Here is a 16,076-nt window from a genome sequence, read left to right on the forward strand (position 1 = left end):
TGCGGTCGCATGGGTGGCCGGCACGGGCGTCACGCTCGCCGTCGGACTGTTCGTCGTCGTCTGGACGGTCGTGGCGACGCTCCGGGCGGAGGACGGGAGCGAGCCGGCCGCCCGCACCGTGATCGGCTGGGCGCTCGTGGCCGCCGGCTGCGGCGCCCTCCGCTTCCGCCACCACCGGCCCGTCGCGGTCGCGGTGGTCACCCTGCTGGCCTGCGTCGCCTACTGGGTGGGCGCGAGGGCGGCACGGGCCGGCGGACGGCCCGAGGGGGCCGCGTGGCGGCGCTGGGCGACCGGCGTGCCCCTGGGCGGCCCTCCTGGTGCCCATGGTGGCGCTCGGCGCGCTCGCCCTGCCCGCCGCCCAGATGCGCCTCGGTTTCGCCGACGCGGGCAACGACCCGGCGACGACCTCCAGCAGGCAGGCGTACGACATGCTGGCCTCCGGTTTCGGGCCGGGCTTCAACGGGCCCCTCGTCGTGGTCGTGGACGGCGGCCACGCGCGCGTGGCGGCCGATGTGCGGCGGGCGCTGGACTCCGTCCCGGGCATCGCGGCGACCGCGGGGCCCCTGCCCACCGACGACGCGTCGGTGCGGACGGTCGTCGGGTTCCCGGAGTCGGCCCCGCAGGACGAGGCGACCTCGGAGCTTGTCCAGCGGCTGCGCACGGGCGTGCTGCCGGCGCTGGAGCGGGAGACGGGCGCCGAGCTGCTGGTCGGCGGCCCGACCGCGGCCACCGAGGACTTCGCGGCCACCGTCACCGACCGGATGCCGCTGTTCGTGGCGATCGTCGTCGGCCTGTCGGCGCTGCTCCTGCTGGTGGTGTTCCGGTCGGTGCTCATCCCGCTGAAGGCGGCCCTGCTGAACCTGGTGAGCATCGGAGCGGCGCTCGGGGTGGTCACGCTGGTCTTCCAGCACGGCTGGTTCGGTGTGCAGGCGGGCCCGATCGAGGCCTTCATCCCGGTCATGATCTTCGCGATCGTCTTCGGGCTGTCCATGGACTACGAGGTCTTCCTGCTGGCCGGATCGTCCCGGCGGTGATGCGCCTGCTGGGCCGCGGCGCGTGGTGGTTCCCGGCCGCGCGGGCCCGCCGCCTGCCGGAACCGGCGCCCGAACACCCCTGAAGGCGCTCGCGCGGGCCGCCGTCCGGCGGGGCGTCAGGCGCCTCCGGGCGGCGGGGCCTGCTCGTCCAGTTCCTTCTTGGCCCGCAGGGCCCGCTGCACCCGGGCGAGGACGGCCTCGCCGTGCCGCCGGTGGCCGTGCACGCGCGGGTCCTCCGTCACGTCGTACCTCTTCACGTACGCGCCGAGGAAGGCCTGGAGGGTGGCGACCGCCGGGATCGCGATGAGCGCCCCGACCGCGCCCAGCAGCGCCGTGCCGGCGACGACCGACCCGAAGGCGACCGCCGGGTGGATGTCGACGGTCTTCGCGGTGAGCTTGGGCTGCAGCACGTAGTTCTCGAACTGCTGGTACACCACCACGAACGCCAGCACCCACAGGGCGTACCACGGGTTCTCGGTGAAGGCGATCAGCATCGGGAGCGCACCGGCCAGGTACGTGCCGATGGTGGGGAGGAACTGGGAGACCAGGCCCACCCAGACGGCGAGCGCGGGCGCGTACGGCACCGCCAGGATCTGCAGCAGGACGTAGTGGGCGACGCCGGAGATCAGCGCCATCAGCCCGCGCGAGTAGAGGTAGCCGCCGGTCTTGTCGACGGCGATCTCCCAGGCCCGCAGCACCTCGGCCTGCTTGGCGGGCGGCAGGACGGAACACAGGGACCTGCGCAGCCGGGGCCCGTCGGCGGCGAAGTAGAACGAGAACAGGAAGATCGTCAGCAGTTTGAACAGGCCGCCGAGCACGGTCGCGGAGACGTCCAGCACGCCGCTGGCGCTGTTCTGCACGTACTTCCGCAGCCAGTCCGAGCGCAGCAGGCTGTCCTGCACCTCGACCCGGGAGAGCTCGGTGTGGAAGGTGTGGTTGATCCAGTTGATGAGCGAGTCGAGGTACCGGGGGAAGTCCTCGACCATCTCGATGATCTGCCCGGCCAGCATGGACCCGAGCAGGACGACGAACCCGACGCCCGCCGCCAGGACGGCGAAGAACACCAGGAAGGTGGCGAGCCCGCGCCGCATGCCGCGGGCGGCCATCCTGCCCACGGCGGGCTCGATCGCCAGGGCCAGGAAGAAGGCGATCAGGATGTTCAGCAAAAGGCCGATGAGCTGATGGAACGCCCAACTGCCGAGCTGGAAGCAGGCGTACAGGGCGAGGGCCAGCACCATGGCCCTCGGCAGCCAGCGGGGCATCCGCGCGACGGCGGGGGCCCCGCCCCCGGCCGGGCCGGGCGCTCCGGGCGCGGTCCTGCTCGGGGGCACGGTCGCGGGCGCGTCGGTGTCCGGTGACGCGGGGTCGCCCGTCACCGGCTCGGTGGTCGTCGTCTCGGTCTCGTCAGTCGGGGCCACGGGGCAAGTCTCGCGTACGGCTACGACATACGGCGGACCAGCCCGGACATCGCCGCCCGCGACCGTCCCGCACGGCTGCCGGCCCGTGCCTCCGCCCGACGTCCCGACGCCCCGGACCCCGGCCCCGGACCCCGTGCCTCCGCCCGCCGCACCCCTGCCTGTGCCCGCCCGCCCCCGGACGACGGCGCGGCCCGCGGGGCGCCCCGGGTCAGCGCTTGTCCGCGGGGACGTCGACGGCCGCGCAGACCGCGCGCCACACGTCCTTCGCCTCCCACCCCGCTTCCAGCGCCTGGTACACCGTCCGGCCGCCCAGTTCGGACATCACATGGTCCCGGGCGAAGGACTCGGCGTACGCCGCACCGAAGTGGTCCGCCATCCGCTCCCAGAAAATCGTCAACCGCATGCCTCGATTATCCCGCTCCTGGGAGTGCAGCCCGGTCCGCGGCCCTTGCCGAAAGCCCTTTCCGCCCTACGGTCGGAGCATGGCTGGAACTCCCCTCTCGCGCGCCGAGCACTTCATCTGGCTCACGGCCCGCGTGCTCGAACAGCGGCGGTTCGCTCACCACTTCCTGGGCGGTGGCGCCGACCCCGTGGAGGCCGCCCTGACCGCGTACCTCAACGAGGACGGGGGTTACGGACACGCCCTGGAACCGGACCTGCGCGGGCCGGTCAGCCAGCCGCTGCACACCGCGCACGCGCTGCGCGTTCTGGACTCCATTGGCCGCTGCGGCGGACTGCGCGTGGAGCGCGTCTGCCGCTACCTGACGGCGGTGTCCACCCATGAGGGGGCCCTTCCGGCGCTCCACCCCTCCATCCGGGGCTATCCGGTCGCTCCGTTCGTCCCGGTCGTGGACGATCCTCCGAGCGACCTGCTGGCCACCGGCCCGGTGGTCGGGCTGCTCCACCGCAACCAGGTGTGGCACGCGTGGCTGTTCCGCGCCACGGACTTCTGCTGGGCCGCCGTCGACGCGCTGGACAAGACCCACCCGTACGAGGTCCAGGCCGCCGTGGCGTTCCTCGACGGCGTCCCGGACCGGGCCCGCGCGGAGGCCGCCGCGGACCGGCTCGGCCGCCTGGTGCGCGACCAGCGCCTGGTGGTGCTGGACCCCCGGGAGGCGGACGGGCACCCGGTCCCGCCGGGGTACGCCCCGGGCGAGCACCACTTCCCGCACGACTACGCGCGCGTGCCGGGTTCGCTCGCCCGCCGCTGGTTCACGGACGAGGAGATGTCCCGCTCCCTGGACCTGCTCGCGGCCGAGCAGGACGAGGACGGCGGCTGGCCGATCAGGTGGCGGCGGTGGGCCCCCGGCACGGCCCTGGAGTGGCGTCCGATCGTGACGGTCGAGGCGTTGCGGACGCTGCGGGCGTACGGCCGCCCGATCGGCGGCTGAACCGGCGTCCGCCCCCATGAGCCGCCCACAGCCCGACCCCGGGGAGCCCCGGGGCCCGGCAAGCCCCCGGCCGTCAGCCGCCGAGGGCCCGTACGCCGGCCGTCACCGCGACGGCGGCGGCGACCACGACGAGGAACGGGGCGCGCAGCACCAGGGCGAGCGCCGCGGCGGCGAGCCCGGCCGCCCGGGCGTCCACGACCAGCGCGCTGTCGGTGCTGAAGGTCTGCTGGGCGGTCAGCGCGGCCAGGAGGGCCACGGGCAGCAGTGCCGCGAGCCGCTGCACCAGCGGCCGCTCCAGCGCCCCCGCGGGCACCAGGAGCCCGACCAGCTTGAGGAGGTAGCAGCCGGCGGCGGTCAGGCCTATGGCGAGCCAGACGATCATCGGTCCGTCCCCTTCTCCGTACGGTCGGCCGCGCGGCCCTGGAACCACAGCACGGCGGGCGCGGCGAGCGCCGCGACGAGCACCGGCACGCCGGCGGGCAGCACCGGCAGGAAGGCGAGGCCCAGGAGGACGGCGAGACCGGCGACCGCCCTTTCGGTGGCCGTGCGCAGCATGGGGGCCAGCAGGGCGAGGAAGACGGCCGGTCCGGCGGCGTCCAGCCCCCAGGCGTCGGTGTCGCCGATGGCCTCCGCGCCGAGCGCCCCGAGCAGCGTGGTCAGGTTCCACAGGACGTAGAGGGTCAGTCCGGTGACGGTGAAGCCGAGCCGGGCGGCGCGCCGGTCCGGCTGGGCGAGGGACACGGCCGTCGTCTCGTCGATGACCCAGTGGGCGGCGAGGGGGCGCACGGCCCGCGGCAGGGCGAGGAGCTGCGAGAGCCGCAGCCCGTAGAAGGCGTTGCGGGTGCCGAGGAAGAAGGCGCCCGCCGCGGCGGTGAACGGGTTCCCGCCGGCCGCCAGCGCGCCGACGAGGGCGAACTGCGAGGCGCCGGTGAAGACGAGCAGGCTGAGCGCGCAGGTCTGGAGGATGCTCAGGCCCGCGCTGGCGGAGGTGACGCCGAAGGCGAAGCCGGAGAGGCCGACGGCCACTCCGACGCCGAGCGCGTCGCGGACGACGGCACGGTCGGGGCGGTGGGCGGCCCCGGGACCGGTGCGCGGGGACGGGGGTGCGGGTGCGGGTGCTGTTCGATCTGCCACGGGGGCGACGTTACGAACCCGGCGGCTTCCCGGTCTTGTACGTTCTTGCGCGCTCCCGCTGGTAGGCGCCCGGAGGCACCCCGACGATCCGGGTGAAGTGGCGGTTCAGGTGGGGCTGGTCGGTGAAGCCGACGGTGACGGCGGCGGCCGCCGGGGCCGTACCCGACTCCAGCAGCCGGCGGGCCGTGCGCACGCGCGCGTTGGTCAGCCAGGTGTGCGGGGGCATGCCGTAGGCGGCCTTGAACGCGCGGAGCAGGGCGAACGGGCTGGTGCCGAGCTCGCCGGCGAGCTGTTCCAGCGACGGCGGATCGGCCATGCGCTGCCGGAGGAGTTCCTGGGCCAGGGCGGCCGTGCGGGCCCCCGCGGCGAGCGGTTCGCGCCGGGGGAGCGGGCGGCCGTGGCGGCGCAGCAGCCGGGCCACGGCCACCCGCAGGAGGCTGTCGGCGGCGAGCGCGTTGCCCTCCTCGGCGGCCCGGTGGACGGCCCGGATGAGCAAGGCGGTGTCCTCGTCCTCGACGATGGTCTCGGCGAAACCGACCGTGCCGCGCAGGGTCGTCTCCTCGCGCGCTATCGAGCCGACGAGCGCCGTCGACGGGTAGAGGGTCGCGTATGACCAGCCCTCCGGCACCCCGGCGTGGGCCGAGTGCGGCACCTCCGGGTTGATCATGACGACGGTGCCGGGGCGGGCCCGGATGGTGCCCTCCGGCATGACGACGTCCTCCACCCCGCGCCGCACCGCCCCGAAGACGTACCCCTCATGGCTGTGCCGGGTGAACGAGTGGCGTACGTAGCGGGCGCGGAGCAGGTCGAGCCCGGGCACGGCCGGATACTGCCAGTGCCTGGCCCACTCGCCGTCCCGCCCGTTCTCCCGCCCGCTCGCCATTCCTCCATTCTGCGCCCGGGCCCGCGCTCCCGACCTGCGTGTCCACTGCCCGGACCGCCGCGGGCTGCGTTGCCGCGCCGCATTGTCAGTGGCGGGGTGCACGATGGGGGGCATGGCCAGGACTGCGCTCGACTCCTTCTCCCCCGCGACCCGCGGCTGGTTCACGGGGGCCTTCAGCGCGCCCACCGCGGCGCAGGAGGGCGCGTGGCGTGCCATCGGGGAGGGGGCCGACGTCCTGGTCGTCGCGCCGACCGGGTCAGGCAAGACGCTGGCCGCGTTCCTCGCGTCGCTTGACCGGCTCGCGTCCACGCCGCCGCCCGCCGACGCGAAGAAGCGCTGCCGTGTGCTGTACGTGTCCCCGCTGAAGGCGCTCGCCGTCGACGTGGAGCGGAACCTGCGCAGTCCGCTGACCGGCATCCGTCAGGAGTCCGTCCGCCTCGGTCTGCCCGAGCCGGACGTGCGGGTGGGCATCCGCTCGGGCGACACCCCCGCCGCCGAGCGGCGTTCGCTGGCCACCAGGCCCCCGGACATCCTGATCACCACCCCGGAGTCGCTGTTCCTGATGCTCACCTCCGCCGCGCGGGACGCGCTGTCCGGCGTCGAGACGGTGATCCTGGACGAGGTCCACGCCGTGGCCGGCACGAAGCGGGGCGCCCACCTGGCCCTCTCCTTGGAGCGGCTCGACGAGCTGCTGCCCCGCCCGGCCCGCCGCATCGGCCTGTCCGCGACCGTACGGCCGGTGGACGAGGTGGCCCGCTATCTGTCGCCGCAGCGCAGGGTGGAGATCGTCCAGCCCGCCTCCGGGAAGGAGTTCGACCTCTCCGTGGTGGTCCCGGTCGAGGACCTCAGCGAGCTGGGGGCTCCTCCGTCGAGGGCGGGCGGAGGCTCGCCCCCGGACGCGGACCAGGCCGAGCGGCCGTCGATCTGGCCGCATGTCGAGGAGCGGATCGCCGACCTCGTCCAGGCGCACCGGTCGACCATCGTGTTCGCCAACTCCCGGCGGCTGGCCGAGCGGCTGTGCAACCGGCTCAACGAGATCGCCTATGAGCGGGCCACGGGCGAGGCGCTCCCCGAGGGCCACTCCCCCGCCGACCTGATGGCGCAGTCCGGCGCCGCGCAGGGCGCCCCGCCCCTGCTGGCCCGGGCGCACCACGGTTCGGTGTCCAAGGAGCAGCGGGCCCTGGTCGAGGAGGACCTCAAGGCGGGCCGTCTGCCGGCCGTGGTGGCGACCTCCAGCCTGGAGCTGGGCATCGACATGGGCGCGGTGGACCTGGTGGTGCAGGTCGAGTCGCCCCCGTCGGTCGCCTCCGGCCTCCAGCGCGTGGGCCGCGCGGGGCACCAGGTGGGCGCCGTGTCCACGGGCGTGGTGTTCCCCAAGTACCGCGGCGACCTGGTGCAGGCGGCCGTCGTCACCGAGCGGATGCGCTCCGGCGCCATCGAGTCGATGCGGATCCCGTCCAACCCGCTGGACGTGCTGGCCCAGCAGCTGGTCGCCATGGTGGCGCTGGACACCTGGCAGTTCGACGACCTGCTCGCCATGGTCCGGCGGGCGGCGCCGTTCGCGTCCCTTCCGGAGTCGGCGTTCACCGCCGTCCTGGACATGCTCGCGGGGCGGTACCCGTCGGACGCCTTCGCGGAGCTGCGCCCGCGCGTGGTGTGGGACCGCGTCACCGGTGCGGTGACCGGCAGGCCGGGCGCGCAGCGCCTCGCCGTGACCTCCGGCGGCACGATCCCCGACCGGGGCCTGTTCGGCGTCTTCCTGGCGGGCTCCGACCCCAAGAAGGGCGGCGGCCGGGTCGGGGAGCTCGACGAGGAGATGGTGTACGAGTCGCGTGTCGGTGACGTGTTCACCCTCGGCACCTCGTCGTGGCGCATCGAGGACATCACCCGCGACCGGGTGCTGGTCTCCCCGGCGCCCGGCGTGCCGGGCCGGCTCCCGTTCTGGAAGGGGGATCAGCTGGGCCGCCCGCTGGAGCTGGGCCGCGCGGTGGGCGCCTTCCTGCGCGAGGTCGGGTCCCTCGCACCGGACGACGCGCGGCTGCGGCTGCTGGCGGCGGGCCTGGACGCCTGGGCGGCGGACAACGTCCTGGCGTACCTGGACGAGCAGCGCCAGGCGTGCGGCCATGTGCCCGACGACCGGACCATCCTGGTGGAGCGGTTCCGCGACGAGCTGGGCGACTGGCGCGTGGTGGTGCACTCGCCGTTCGGCGCGCAGGTGCACGCCCCCTGGGCGCTCGCCCTGGGGGCCCGGCTCTCCGAGCGGTACGGCATGGACGCCCAGGTGATGCACGCCGACGACGGCATCGTGCTGCGGCTGCCCGACGCGGACCTGATGGGCCTGGACCTGCTGGACCAGGCACCGGCCGCCCCCGGCCTGGAGTACGACGACGAGAAGGCGCCGGTGGGCGCCGCGGACGTGCTGTTCGACCAGGGCGAGGTCGACCAGATCGTCACGGACCAGGTGGGCGGTTCGGCGCTGTTCGCGTCCCGGTTCCGCGAGTGCGCCGCCCGGGCGCTGCTGCTGCCGCGCCGCAACCCCGGGAGGCGCACGCCGTTGTGGCAGCAGCGGCAGCGCGCCGCCCAACTGCTCCAGGTGGCGAGCGAGTTCGGCTCGTTCCCCATCGTCCTGGAGGCGATCCGGGAGTGCCTCCAGGACGTCTTCGACGTCCCCGGCCTCAAGGAGCTGATGGGCGACATCGAGTCCCGTCGCGTCCGGCTCGTCGAGGTCACCACCCCCGAGCCGTCCCCCTTCGCCCGGTCCCTCCTCTTCGGCTATGTGGCGCAGTTCCTGTACGAGGGCGACTCGCCGCTCGCCGAGCGCCGGGCCGCCGCCCTGTCCCTGGACTCCCGGCTGCTGTCCGAGCTGCTGGGCCAGGCGGAGCTGCGCGAGCTGCTCGACGCGGACGTGCTGGCCGAGCTGGAGGCGGAGCTGCAGTGGCGCACGGAGGACCGGCGGGTCAAGGACGTGGAGGGGGTGGCCGACGTCCTGCGGGTCCTCGGGCCGCTCACCGACGCCGAGCTCGTCGAGCGCGGCGCCGACCCGGAGTGGCCCCGGCACCTGGCGAAGACCCGCCGGGCCATCCAGGTCCGTGTCGCGGGCGCCGGCCACTGGGCGGCCGTCGAGGACGCGGGCAGGCTGCGCGACGCCCTCGGCACGGCCCTGCCGGTCGGCGTGCCGGAGGCGTTCACCGAGCCGGTCAAGGACCCGCTCGGCGACCTCCTCGCGCGGTACGCGCGCACCCACGGCCCCTTCACCTCCGCCCACGCCGCCGCCCGGTTCGGTCTAGGCGCCGCCGTCACCGACGGCGCCCTGCACCGCCTGGCCGCCGCGGGCCGCGTGGTCCAGGGCGAATTCCACCCTTCCGGCATCGGCCAGGAGTGGTGCGACGCGGCCGTACTGCGCCGGCTGCGCCGCCGCTCGCTCGCCGCTCTCCGGCACGAGCTGGAACCGGTGCCGCCGGCCGCGCTCGCCACCTTCCTGCCCCAGTGGCAGCACCTGGGCGGCAACAACCTGCGGGGCATCGACGGCCTCGCCCGCGCGGTCGAGCAGTTGCAGGGCGCGCCCGTCCCCGCCTCGGCGCTCGAGAAGCTGGTGCTGCCGTCCCGCGTCGCCGGGTACAGCCCCGCCATGCTCGACGAGCTCACGACCACGGGCGAGGTCGTATGGGCGGGAGCGGGAGCCCTGCCCGGAAAGGACGGCTGGGTCTCCCTCTACCTGGCCGATGCCGCGCCGCTGCTGCTGCCGCAGCCCCATCCGCTGGAGCTCACCGCACTGCACGAGTCGGTGCTCGCCACGCTCTCCGGCGGCTACGGCCTGTTCTTCCGCCAGATCGCCGACCAGATCCGCGCCACCACGCACCCGGAGGCGACCGACCCCCAGCTGGCCGACGCCCTGTGGGACCTCGCCTGGTCGGGCCGGCTCACCAACGACACCCTGGCCCCGCTGCGCGCCGTGCTCGGTTCGGGGCGTACGGCGGGCTCCACCGCCCACCGCGCCAGGCGCACCGTCCCCCGCGGCCGGTACGGCACGCTGGCCGCCGCGGCGCGCACGGCCTCCCGTTCCGGCCCGCCCACCGTCAGTGGCCGCTGGGCACTCCTCCCGCCGCCGGAGCCGGAGCCCACCCACCGGGCCCACGCCCTGGCGCGCACCCTGCTGGACCGGCACGGCGTGGTCACCCGGGGAGCGGTGGCCGCCGAGGGCGTGGAGGGCGGCTTCTCGGCGACGTACCGCGTCCTGTCGGCGTTCGAGGACAGCGGCCAGGCCCGCCGCGGCTATGTCGTCGAGGGGCTGGGAGCGGCGCAGTTCGCCATGGACGGCGCCGTCGACCGTCTCCGCGCGGCGGCCAACGCCCGTGACCGGGCCGAACCGGGCGCCCCCCAGAGCGCGGTCGTCCTCGCCGCCGCCGACCCGGCCAACGCGTACGGCGCCGCCCTGCCCTGGCCGGAGCCCCCGACGGGCGCCGGTCACAAGCCCGGTCGCAAGGCGGGCGCGCTGGTCGTCCTCGTCGACGGCGAGCTGACCCTGTACGTGGAGCGCGGCGGCAAGACCGTGCTGTCCTGGCCCGCCGAGCCGGACGACCCGTCCCTCCGGGCCGCCGCCGAGGCCCTCGCGGCCACCGCCCGGGCGGGCGCCCTGGGCACCGTCACGGTCGAGCGGATCAACGGCGCAGCGGCCCTCACCTCGCCGTTGTCGGGCTCCCTGGAAGCGGCGGGTTTCCACGCGACCCCCCGCGGCCTCCGCCTCCGCGCCTGACCCGCCCGCGGCCCGTCCGGGACGCCCGGGACGCCGCTCGACGCCGCCCGGGCCTCACGGGTCGCCCCACGGGCGCCGGGCTCCCCCGCCAAGCGCCGCCCCTCGCGCCCCCGCGCCGCCCTCGCACGCCGCCGCGTCCCGCATCATGGATCCATGCCCGAAGGAGACACCGTCTGGCTGACCGCCCACCGCCTGCACGCCGCCCTGGCGGGCCGGCCCCTGACCCGCTCCGACCTCCGCGTCCCGCGCCTGGCCACCGTCGACGTCACCGGGCGGACGCTGCTGGACGTCACCCCGCGCGGCAAGCACCTCCTCACCCGCATCGAAGGCGGGCTCACCCTCCACTCCCACCTCCGGATGGACGGCTCCTGGCGCGTCTACACCCCCGGTCAGCGCTGGAACGGCGGCCCCGACCACCAGATCCGGGCCATCCTCGGCACCGCCACCCACACGGCCGTGGGCTACCGCCTCCCGGTCCTCGACCTGATCCGCACCAGCGACGAGTCCTCCGTCGTGGGCCATCTCGGGCCCGACCTCCTGGGGCCGGACTGGGACGCCGAGGAAGCCGTGCGCAGGGTGTGCGCCGATCCCTCGCGCCCGCTCGGCGAGGCGCTGCTCGACCAGCGGAACCTCGCGGGCATCGGCAATGTGTACAAGTGCGAGCTGGCGTTCATGGCACGGGTCACGCCCTGGCTCCCCGTCGGCGAGCTCGAGCCCGGCGTCCCCGAACGGCTGATCGCCACCGCCCACCGGCTTTTGGAGGCGAACAAGGAGCGCTTCGACCGGCGGACCATCCTCACCACCGACCGCCCGGACCGGAAGCTCTACGTCTACAGCCGGAAGAACCACCCCTGCTACCGCTGCGGGACGCTCATCCGCCGCCAGGAGGAGTCGGGCCGCGACCGCATCTCCTACTGGTGCCCGGGCTGCCAGTCCGGCCCGGCACCCCCGGCTCGGCCGGGCGGGTGAACACAACCCCGAGGCGCTCCACCCGGCGGGTGAACGGGGCCGGGCGAACCCGTCGTGGGGCCCGCCGTCCGGTGTGACCAGCGCCCCCGTTCAGGACCGGCCGGACCTTTCACCCGAACGGTGGTGCAGCCATACCGCCGTGAGGCGCAGGAGCCTGGAGCGGGTGCGCGCCGCGGGCGCCGTGCGGGCCGAGGCCACGTGCACGGGCAACAGGCTCAGTCCCCAGCCGCCCGCCGCCACGGTGCCCTCCACGAGCCCCGCCTGACCGGGCGTCAGCGCCAGCCTCAACACCGCCCACCACCACAGCCCGCCCACCACCAGTGCGAGAACGAGGGCGGGCAGCGGAATCCGTCGCCGTACCATGGCCGCCTCCTCCGGTCGACGCTAGACCGGGACGATCACATGGCGGGAGGGCGTACCGGTGCGCGCCTCCGGCGCACGCCGGGCGCTTCGGTACACCCTCCCGTTCATGTTCTTCCCGTCCCGGCGCTCAACGTCCAGCGCTCGACGGGATCACGGGTTGTCCGCCTGGCGGCTCTCCGCCTGGAACATCCACGCGTGCTTCTCGAGGTCCGCGGTGAGGGCGATCAGGAGGTCCTGGGAGACCGGGTCCGGCTTGTCGGTGGTCTCGATCCGCTCCCGCATACGGCCGATCACGACCACGAGCGCATCGACCATGATCCTGACCGCTTCGTCGTCCTTGATCCAGCCGGTCGGCACGTTCTTGATCGCCGTGCTGGACGCGACCGTGCCGGCTCGGCCGTCCGGGGTGACGCCCAGGGCCGACGCGCGCTCCGCCATGACGTCGGAGTGCTGGCGGGCGGTGGCCACGACCTCGTCCAGCTGAAGGTGGATCGAGCGGAACCGCGGCCCGACCACGTTCCAGTGCACCTGCTTGGCCACGAGGGACAGGTCCACGGCGTCGATCAACGCGCCCTGCAGGGCTTCGCCGACCACCTTCAGGTCGGCGTCGGACAGCGGGCTCTTGACGACAGACATTCCGAATCCTCCGTTCCCGGCGCGCGACGGGATCGCACGCCCGACCACCATTGCACATATGACCTAAAACGGGCATTCGGAGTAAACGAAAGCCCCGGTCGGCCATTCGGGTACCCGACCGGGGCTCAGCCCAAAACGTGCGATCTCCGAAGAGAGTCCCGCATGCCCTCGTGCGAGCGCTCGCAGGAGCGCGGCTGAGGGCACTCAGGCGGCGACGACGTCCACCGCCTCCGCTGGTGCCTTGATGGTCACCCGCTCGGTCGGCACGCCTGCCACCGACGTCACGGACACAGAATTGAGCATCGGGCGTACTGGTGCCGGCACCGGCTCACTCGCCGCTGCCGATTCGGCCAGCTCAGCCAGCGAGAGCTCGTCGCTCACCTCTCGCATGAGCTCGGACATCCGTACGTCAAGCGCGTCGCAGATCGCGGAGAGCAGCTCGGAGGAAGCCTCCTTCTGCCCCCGCTCCACCTCGGAGAGATAGCCGAGCGAAACTCGGGCGGACGAGGAGACTTCGCGCAGAGTACGGCCCTGGCGCTGGCGCTGCCGACGCAGCACGTCACCCAACAGGCGACGGAGCAGAATCATCGGTGGCTCCCTCCTCGGACCGTGTAGCCGCATCCTTCACGCCCCACCGTACCGCCTCGCGCTGCGGCCGTGCGGGGAGCGATGACGTGTTCACTCAGGGCTGCAAACATCAGTTCCCCCCGTTCTGTTCCGTATCCTGTGCCCGCGCATTTCCCGAGAGTTCGCCCACGAGCAGTTCCAGCACGCTCCGTACACTCTCTCTACGAATTTCCGCACGGTCGCCGTTCAATCGCAGTGCGGCGACTTTCCCCGCACCGAGGGCCCCGCCGGCCGGTCCGCAGACGGCGACGTACACCGTCCCCACGGGCTGTCCGTCCTGCGGGTCGGGACCCGCCACACCGGTCGTCGCGATGCCCCATCCGGCCGCCAGCCGGTCCCGCACACCTGCCGCCATCTGCAGCGCGACATCCGGATCGACCGCACCGCGCCGCTCCAGCAGGGCCGCGTCCACACCGAGCAGGTCACGCTTCAGTGCGGTCGCGTACGCCGTGACCGACCCCCGGAAGGCTCGCGAGGCGCCGGGCACGGACGTCAGTTCCGCCGCCACCAGACCACCGGTGAGCGACTCGGCGACCGCGACCGTCTGGTCACTCTCCGCGAGGAGGGCCAGGGCGCGTGCCGCCGCGGTCATCGTCCCGGCTCCGTCCCGGTGCGCGGCGGCGCCTTCAGCGCGCGCTCGGCCGCGAGCCCCCGGCGCCGCAGGACCACCGCCTGCCGCACGTAGTCGAGCCCGGTCACGACCGTCAGCACGACGGCCACCGCCATCACCCAGAAGCGCAGGGTCGCCAGCGGCCCGGTCAGCGCCAGGACGTACATCCCGACCGCCGTGCCCTGCGCCAGCGTCTTCATCTTGCCGCCGCGGCTGGCCGGAATGACTCCGTGGCGGATCACCCAGAACCGCATCAGGGTGATGCCCAGCTCCCGGAAGAGGATCACTCCGGTCACCCACCAGGGCAGGTCGCCCAGCGCCGACAGGCAGATCAGGCCGGCCGCCATGATCGCCTTGTCGGCGATCGGGTCGGCGATCTTCCCGAAGTCCGTGACCAGGTTGTACGCGCGGGCCAGGTGGCCGTCGAAGATGTCGGTGATCATGGCGACGGCGAACGCCGCCCATGCCCACGCCCGCCACGCCGGGTCGTAGCCGCCGTCCTGGAGCAGGAGCACGACGAACGCCGGCACGAGCACCAGCCGCACCATGGTGAGGATGTTGGCGATGTTCCACAGGCTGGCCTGATTGACCGCCGCGGCTCCCAGCTTGCCGCCGGGCGCCGGCCTACCCGTACCGCCCGCGGCGGAGGCCGGGGCTCCGGTCATCTGCCCGCCTCCTCAAGACACTGGGCCACCAGGTCGACGCCCTCCGTGCCGACGACCTTGGCCGTCACCATCCGGCCCGGCACCAGCCCGTCGGCCGACGTGAAGACCACCTGGCCGTCGGTCTCGGGCGCCTGGTGCGCGGCACGCCCGACGGCGCCGTCGCCGCCCGGCGTCGTGTCCACCGACTCGACCAGCACCTCCAGGGTCTCGCCGAGCCGCTCCTCCGCGCGCTGCGCGGTCAGCTCCTCCGCGAGGCGCGACAGGTGGGCGAGCCGCTCGTCGACGACCTCCTGGTCGAGCTTGTCCTCGTACGTGGCGGCTTCGGTGCCGTCCTCGTCCGAGTACCCGAACACGCCGATGGCGTCGAGCCGGGCGTGCGTGATGAAGCGTTCCAGCTCCGCGAAGTCCTCCTCGCGCTCGCCGGGGAACCCGACGATGAAGTTGGACCGCACACCGGCCTGCGGCGCCTTGCCCCGGATGGTGTCCAGCAGCTCCAGGAACCGGTCGGTGTCCCCGAAGCGCCGCATCGCGCGCAGCACGTCGGGGGCCGAGTGCTGGAAGGACAGGTCGAAGTAGGGGGCGACCTTCTCCGTCGACGTCAGGACGTCGATGAGCCCGGGCCGCATCTCGGCCGGCTGGAGGTAGCTGACGCGGACGCGCTCGATGCCGTCGACCGCGGCGAGCTCGGGCAGCAGCGTCTCCAGGAGCCGGATGTCGCCGAGGTCCTTGCCGTACGAGGTGTTGTTCTCGGAGACCAGCATGATCTCCTTCACGCCCTGTCCGGCCAGCCAGCGCGTCTCGCCCAGCACGTCGCTGGGGCGCCGGGACACGAAGGAGCCGCGGAAGGACGGGATGGCGCAGAACGAGCAGCGGCGGTCGCAGCCGGAGGCGAGCTTCACCGAGGCGACGGGGCTGGTGTCCAGCCGGCGGCGCAGCGGCGCGCGCGGCCCGGACGCGGGCGCGACACCCTCGGGCAGGTCCTCGGGGGCGGGCGCGGGCTCCTCCTGCGCGTGGCCCGGCAGGGCGATCCCGGCGGCGGCCTCCTGGCGCTGCACCGGGCTGAGGGGCAGCAGCTTGCGCCGGTCGCGCGGGGTGTGGGCCTCCACGCTCCCGCCGCTCAGGATGGTCTGGAGGCGGGTGGAGATGTCGGCGTAGTCGTCGAAGCCCAGGACGCCGTCGGCCTCGGGGAGCGCCTCGGCCAGCTCCTTGCCGTACCGCTCGGCCATGCAACCGACGGCGACGACGGCCTGGGTGCGGCCGTGGTCCTTGAGATCATTCGCTTCGAGCAGGGCGTCGACGGAGTCCTTCTTGGCGGCCTCGACGAAGCCGCAGGTGTTGACGACCGCGACGTCCGCGTCGGCGGCTTCCTCGACGAGCTCCCAGCCGTCCGCTGCCAAGCGGCCTGCGAGCTCCTCCGAGTCCACCTCGTTACGGGCGCAGCCAAGAGTGACAAGGGCGACGGTACGGCGTTCGGGCATGGACTCAAGACTACTTCGTCCCAGCGACACCCCCGCCGCTCAGGGGTCCCGGCGGCACCTCCCCGCCCGTCCCGCCGCACGACGGGACGGTCGCCCCCGCTGCCCCGCCCGCGAA

The 16,076-nt window shown here is 74.1% G+C and carries 15 protein-coding genes; 4 read left to right on the forward strand and 11 right to left on the reverse strand.

Annotated features, from left to right (window positions below; all coding sequences use genetic code 11):
• The first annotated feature begins 323 nt into the window (after positions 1-323).
• Positions 324-1,034 (forward strand): MMPL family transporter, encoded by a 711-nt coding sequence (locus tag A4V12_RS24450; protein WP_064071549.1) that lies wholly within the window; start codon positions 324-326, stop codon positions 1,032-1,034.
• Between the two features lie 116 nt (positions 1,035-1,150).
• On the opposite strand, the gene A4V12_RS24455 is transcribed toward A4V12_RS24450, so the two are convergent.
• Positions 1,151-2,296 (reverse strand): AI-2E family transporter, encoded by a 1,146-nt coding sequence (locus tag A4V12_RS24455; protein ID WP_064071586.1) that lies wholly within the window; start codon positions 2,294-2,296, stop codon positions 1,151-1,153.
• A 364-nt stretch (positions 2,297-2,660) separates the two neighbouring features.
• Entirely contained in the window at positions 2,661-2,855 is a 195-nt protein-coding gene (locus A4V12_RS24460; protein WP_064071550.1) for a DUF3046 domain-containing protein, read from the reverse strand.
• A 79-nt stretch (positions 2,856-2,934) separates the two neighbouring features.
• Here A4V12_RS24460 and A4V12_RS24465 point away from each other — a divergent pair, with 79 nt between their 5' ends.
• Positions 2,935-3,843 carry a hypothetical protein gene (locus A4V12_RS24465; RefSeq protein WP_064071551.1) on the forward strand — a complete coding sequence of 303 codons (909 nt, stop codon included), beginning with the start codon at positions 2,935-2,937 and terminating at the stop codon, positions 3,841-3,843.
• Positions 3,844-3,916: 73 nt separating this feature from the next.
• Here the strand turns inward: A4V12_RS24465 and A4V12_RS24470 are convergent, their stop codons facing one another.
• From A4V12_RS24470 to A4V12_RS24480, 3 genes are read right to left on the reverse strand one after another with little or no spacing between them, the layout of a single operon-like run.
• Positions 3,917-4,225, reverse strand: coding sequence for an AzlD domain-containing protein (locus tag A4V12_RS24470; RefSeq protein WP_064071552.1), 309 nt, complete (start codon positions 4,223-4,225; stop codon positions 3,917-3,919).
• Positions 4,222-4,977: an AzlC family ABC transporter permease gene (locus tag A4V12_RS24475; protein ID WP_079137301.1), complete on the reverse strand. Its 756-nt coding sequence runs from the start codon at positions 4,975-4,977 to the stop codon at positions 4,222-4,224. The genes A4V12_RS24470 and A4V12_RS24475 overlap by 4 nt, the downstream gene beginning before the upstream one ends.
• A gap of 10 nt (positions 4,978-4,987) precedes the next feature.
• Positions 4,988-5,860, reverse strand: a complete 873-nt coding sequence (locus A4V12_RS24480; protein WP_064071554.1) for an AraC family transcriptional regulator — start codon at positions 5,858-5,860, stop codon at positions 4,988-4,990.
• A 112-nt stretch (positions 5,861-5,972) separates the two neighbouring features.
• Between A4V12_RS24480 and A4V12_RS24485 the strand changes: the two genes are divergently transcribed.
• The gene (locus A4V12_RS24485) at positions 5,973-10,613 is read left to right on the forward strand and encodes an ATP-dependent helicase (RefSeq protein ID WP_064071555.1); all 4,641 of its coding nucleotides are present in this window, start codon (positions 5,973-5,975) and stop codon (positions 10,611-10,613) included.
• Positions 10,614-10,766: 153 nt separating this feature from the next.
• The gene (locus tag A4V12_RS24490) at positions 10,767-11,582 is read left to right on the forward strand and encodes an Fpg/Nei family DNA glycosylase (protein WP_064071556.1); all 816 of its coding nucleotides are present in this window, start codon (positions 10,767-10,769) and stop codon (positions 11,580-11,582) included.
• Between the two features lie 90 nt (positions 11,583-11,672).
• Here the strand turns inward: A4V12_RS24490 and A4V12_RS24495 are convergent, their stop codons facing one another.
• From A4V12_RS24495 to rimO, 6 genes are all read right to left on the reverse strand, one after another.
• Positions 11,673-11,945, reverse strand: a complete 273-nt coding sequence (locus A4V12_RS24495; protein WP_064071557.1) for a hypothetical protein — start codon at positions 11,943-11,945, stop codon at positions 11,673-11,675.
• Positions 11,946-12,095: 150 nt separating this feature from the next.
• Positions 12,096-12,581 (reverse strand): Dps family protein, encoded by a 486-nt coding sequence (locus A4V12_RS24500; RefSeq protein ID WP_064071558.1) that lies wholly within the window; start codon positions 12,579-12,581, stop codon positions 12,096-12,098.
• Between the two features lie 204 nt (positions 12,582-12,785).
• Positions 12,786-13,169: a helix-turn-helix domain-containing protein gene (locus tag A4V12_RS24505; RefSeq protein ID WP_019889909.1), complete on the reverse strand. Its 384-nt coding sequence runs from the start codon at positions 13,167-13,169 to the stop codon at positions 12,786-12,788.
• A 109-nt stretch (positions 13,170-13,278) separates the two neighbouring features.
• Complete coding sequence (locus A4V12_RS24510) at positions 13,279-13,800, reverse strand: CinA family protein (protein ID WP_064071559.1); 522 nt, start codon at positions 13,798-13,800, stop codon at positions 13,279-13,281.
• Positions 13,797-14,483 carry a CDP-diacylglycerol--glycerol-3-phosphate 3-phosphatidyltransferase gene (gene pgsA / locus A4V12_RS24515; protein WP_064071560.1) on the reverse strand — a complete coding sequence of 229 codons (687 nt, stop codon included), beginning with the start codon at positions 14,481-14,483 and terminating at the stop codon, positions 13,797-13,799. Before pgsA ends, A4V12_RS24510 begins: the two co-directional genes overlap by 4 nt.
• Entirely contained in the window at positions 14,480-15,961 is a 1,482-nt protein-coding gene (rimO, locus tag A4V12_RS24520; protein WP_064071561.1) for a 30S ribosomal protein S12 methylthiotransferase RimO, read from the reverse strand. Before rimO ends, pgsA begins: the two co-directional genes overlap by 4 nt.
• Positions 15,962-16,076: the final 115 nt, after the last annotated feature.

It is taken from the genome of Streptomyces noursei (genome assembly GCF_001646665.1).
GTDB classification, from domain to species: domain Bacteria; phylum Actinomycetota; class Actinomycetes; order Streptomycetales; family Streptomycetaceae; genus Streptomyces; species Streptomyces lavendulocolor.